Origin of the sequence: Frankia nepalensis (genome assembly GCF_016786325.1) — a bacterium.
Lineage (GTDB): Bacteria > Actinomycetota > Actinomycetes > Frankiales > Frankiaceae > Pseudofrankia > Pseudofrankia nepalensis.
The window spans coordinates 1-4200 of the sequence record NZ_JADWYU010000294.1 but is presented as its reverse complement, the minus strand read 5'-3'; the positions used below and the strand labels follow the sequence as shown (position 1 = coordinate 4200).

The window sequence follows — 4200 nt, the reverse complement described above, 5'->3', positions numbered from 1 at the left end:
GTGATCCTGCCCGAAGGGGTGGTGCCCGAGTCCGTCGCCGCGCACGGCGCGGACCCGATCGGCGCCGGCCGGGCGTGTGTGGCGTATCTGGCGATGCGGCTGTCGTCCGGCGCGATCGCGCACAGCCATGTCAACTGGCTGTCCCCGACGAAGGTGCGCACCACGATCGTGGGCGGTTCGCGGCGGACGCTGATCTGGGACGACCTCGCCCCGTCCCAGCGGCTGTCTGTGTATGACCGCGGTGTGGAGCTGGCCGACGCCGCGAGCCTGGCCGCCGAGACCCGACGGGATGTCATGATCTCCTATCGGACGGGGGACATGGTCGCCCCAGCGCTGCGGGAACGCGAGGCGCTGGCCGAGGTGATGGCCGAGTGGGCCGCCGCCATCAATGAGCGGCGGGCTCCGCTGACCGGCGGTGACGCCGGCCTGCGGATCCTCACGGTGCTCGAGGCGGCGTCGCGCAGCCTCGCCCAGCAGGGCGCCGTACAGCCGCTCGTGGCGGCCCAGCAGCTGGCGGGCGCCCGATGAGCGGCGACCCGGCGAGCGACGGGGGGAAGGCCGGCGGCGCCGAGCTCGCCGGAGCGCGCTGCCTGGTCACCGGGGGCGCGGGCACGATCGGCTCCGCCGTCTGTGACCAGCTGCTCGCCGCGGGCGCGGCGGAGGTCGTCGTGATCGACAACCTGGTCCGCGGCCGGCGCGCGAACCTCGCCGGCGCGCTCACGACCGGCCGGCTGCGCCTGGTCGAGGGGGACATCCGCGACCGGGCGCTGCTCGCCGAGCTCATGCCAGGCACCGACGTGCTGTTCCACCTGGCCGCCATCCGGATCACCCAGTGCGCCGAGGAGCCCCGGCTCGCCCTCCAGGTGCTCGTCGACGGCACGTTCGACGTGCTGGAGGCCGCGGTCGCCGCCCGGGTCGGCCGGGTCGTCGCCTCGTCGTCGGCGTCGGTGTACGGCCAGGCGTCCGCGTTCCCCACCGCCGAGGACCACCACCCGTACGCCAACCGGACCTTCTACGGCGCGGCCAAGGCCTTCAACGAGGGCATGCTGCGCAGCTTCCACGCCATGTACGGGCTCGACTACGTCGCGCTGCGCTACTTCAACGTGTACGGCCCCCGGATGGACGTCCACGGCCTCTACACCGAGGTCCTCGTCCGCTGGATGGAGCGGATCGCCGCCGGCCGGCCGCCGCTGGTGTTCGGCGACGGCCGCCAGACGATGGACTTCGTCTTCACCGACGACATCGCGCGCGCGAACCTGCTCGCCGCCCGCGCCGGCGTCACCGACCGGGTCTACAACATCGCGAGCGGGGTGGAGACCTCGCTGCTGGAGCTCGCCGAGGCGCTGCTCGGCGTGATGGGGCGCCCCGACCTCGGAATCGAGTTCGGCCCTGAGCGCAAAGCCGTCGAGGTCGGCCGCCGGCTCGCCGACACCGCGGCGGCCGCCGCGGACCTGGGTTTCAAGGCCGAGGTCGACCTCGCGGTCGGGCTGCGCCGGCTGGTCGAGTGGTGGCGCGCCGAGCGGGAACCCGCGCCAGGGCCGGGTGGAACGGCCTGACCGCCGGCGATCGGCACACCCCCTAGGCCCCGAGTCGTCGCAGCCCGAAGGGAACAGCCCGTCGTGACCACCATCCCGGTGATGAAGCCATGGCTCGGCGAGGAGGAGGCGGCGGCCGCGGCGGAGGCCGTGCGCTCCGGTTGGGTCGCGCAGGGCCCGCGGGTGGCCCGGTTCGAGGAGGCCTTCGCCGCCAGCGTCGGCGCCGGGCACGGGGTGGCGACGTCGTCGTGCACCACCGCCCTGCAGCTCGGCCTGCTGCTGCTCGGCGTCGGCCCGGGCGACGACGTCGTCGTGCCGTCGCTGTCCTTCATCGCCACCGCCAGCGTGGTCCGCCACGTCGGCGCGACGCCCGTGTTCGCCGACGTCGACCCGTGGACCGCCAACGTGACGGCCAAGACCGTCGAGGCGGTCGTGACACCGGCGACCCGCGCCGTCATCGCCGTGCACCAGGCCGGCATGCCGGCCGACACCGACGAACTGCGGACGCTGTGCACCGGCCGCGGACTGGCCATGCTCGAGGACGCCGCGTGCGCGGCGGGCTCCACCTACCGCGACGCCCCCGTCGGCGCCGGAGCGGAACTCGCCGCCTGGTCGTTCCACCCGCGCAAGCTGCTGACCACCGGCGAGGGCGGCATGCTGACCCTCGCCGACGCGGACCTGGCCGACCGGGCCCGCCGGCTGCGCGAGCACGGGATGAGCATCAGCGCGGCCGCCCGGCACGCCGCTCGGCAGCCGGTCCTCGAGTCCTACGTCGAGACCGGCTGGAACATGCGGATGACCGACATCCAGGCCGCGGTCGGCCTCGTCCAGCTGGCGAAGCTCGACGCGATGGTCGCGCGGCGCCGCGCGCTGGCCGCCGGCTACCGGGAGCGGCTCGCGGACCTGCCCGGGCTGTACGCCGTCACCGACCCGCCCTACGGGCAGACCAACTACCAGTCCTTCTGGGTGCGGCTGCCGGACGACTTCCCGATGTCGCGCGACGAGCTGCTCGGGTTCCTCGCCGACCGGGGCGTCTCGGCGCGGCGCGGGATCATGGCGACGCATCTGGAGCCCGCCTACCGCGGCCACCCCCACGGCGACCTGCCCGTCACCGAGGCGCTCACCGCGCGGACCCTCATCCTGCCGCTGTTTCACACGATGACCGAACCGGAGCAGGACCAGGTCGTCGCGGCGCTGCGCGAGGCCGCGAAGAGCGCGGCGACGCGGTGAGGATCGTCGTGTACCCGCACCACCTCGGGATGGGCGGCAGCCAGCTCAACGCCATAGAGCTGGCGGCGGCCGTGCGCGATCTCGATCACGAGGTGACGGTCTTCGGCCAGCCGGGTGAGCTGTGCGGGCTCATCGACAGCCTCGGGCTGCCGTTCGTCGAGTCTCCCCGGCTCAGGGAGCGCCCGACCCCATCGGTCATGTCCGCCCTGTGCCGGCTGGCCCGCGACCGGGTGGTGGACCTGGTGCACGGCTACGAGTGGCCACCGATCCTGGAGGCCGCCTACGGCCCCGGCCTGCGGCTCGGCACCGCCACCCACGCGACCGTCATGTCGATGTCGGTCGCGCCGTTCCTCCCCCGGCACGTGCCGCTGGTGGTCGGGACCGAGCAGATCCGCCGCGCCGCGCTCGCCGACCGGGGGCCCGCCGGCGCCCCGGTCGACCTGATCGAACCGCCGGTCGACACCCACGCGAACGCGCCGGGCGCGCCCACGCCAGACGCCGTCGACGGGTTCCGCGCCACCGCGGGCTTACGGCCGCGCGACCTGCACGTCGTCGTCGTCGGCCGGCTCGCCGACGAGCTGAAGCTGGAGGGCCTGCTCACCGCGATCGACGTGGTGGGCCGGCTGGCCCGCCAGCTCCCGACGCCGATGCGCCTCGTGATCGTCGGCGACGGCCCGGCCAGAGCACGCGTCGAGGAGCGGGCCGCCGCGGCGGGCGCCGGGCTCGAGACCCCACCCGTGGTACTCACCGGCGCGCTGCTCGACCCCAGGCCCGCCTACGAGACCGCCGACATCATGCTCGGCATGGGCGGCTCGGCGCTACGCGCCCTCGCGTTCGCCAAGCCACTGGTGGTCCAGGGCGAGGCCGGCTTCTGGGAGACACTCACCCCGGACAGCACCCAGCGGTTCCTGGAGCACGGCTGGTACGGCCTCGGCGACGGCGCCGCCACCGGCGCCGCCCGGCTCGAGTCGGCGCTGCGCCCGCTGCTGGCCGACGCGGACGCGCGGGCCCGGCTGGGCCGGTATGGCCGCGAGTTGGTCGAGGCGCGGTTCTCCCTGACCCGGGCGGCCAGGACCCAGGTGGGGCTCTACCAGCGGGCGCTGCGCGACCCGCGGCCGCGCGACCTGCTGGCGCTCGCCCGCGGCGCCGGCGGCGTGGCCCGCTACCAGGCCGCCCGCCGCTACCGGCGGATGCGGGGAACCGCCGCCGTCGACGACTTCAACTCCCGGGCCGCGATGAGGATTCGGGCCTCGGTGCCGGCGGGGAGCCCTCCGGGCACCTCGCCCTGACGACTCCGCCCTGACGACCGTCACCCTGACGACCGATGCCCTGACGAAAGGACACCACGGTGAGCACGATCCCGCTGGTCGACCTCGCGGCCCAGTACGTCGAGATCGCCGACGAGGTGCGCCACGGCCTGGACGAGGTCTTCGCG

At 74.8% G+C, this 4200-nt stretch carries 3 protein-coding genes and 1 pseudogene; all 4 read left to right on the top strand.

What is annotated here, in order from left to right; translation table 11 throughout:
• Positions 1–528: pseudogene (locus I6A81_RS40585) on the top strand (gfo/Idh/MocA family oxidoreductase); the annotation flags it as partial.
• A complete protein-coding gene (locus I6A81_RS40580) occupies positions 525–1556 on the top strand; it encodes an NAD-dependent epimerase/dehydratase family protein (RefSeq protein WP_203008000.1) in 1032 nt (343 codons plus the stop codon). The pseudogene I6A81_RS40585 and the gene I6A81_RS40580, both read left to right, overlap by 4 nt.
• Positions 1557–1637: 81 nt before the next feature.
• Positions 1638–2765 carry a DegT/DnrJ/EryC1/StrS family aminotransferase gene (locus I6A81_RS40575; protein WP_238431117.1) on the top strand — a complete coding sequence of 376 codons (1128 nt, stop codon included), beginning with the start codon at positions 1638–1640 and terminating at the stop codon, positions 2763–2765.
• Positions 2762–4054, top strand: a complete 1293-nt coding sequence (locus I6A81_RS40570; RefSeq protein ID WP_203007994.1) for a glycosyltransferase family 4 protein — start codon at positions 2762–2764, stop codon at positions 4052–4054. The genes I6A81_RS40575 and I6A81_RS40570 overlap by 4 nt, the downstream gene beginning before the upstream one ends.
• The last annotated feature ends 146 nt before the right edge of the window (positions 4055–4200 follow it).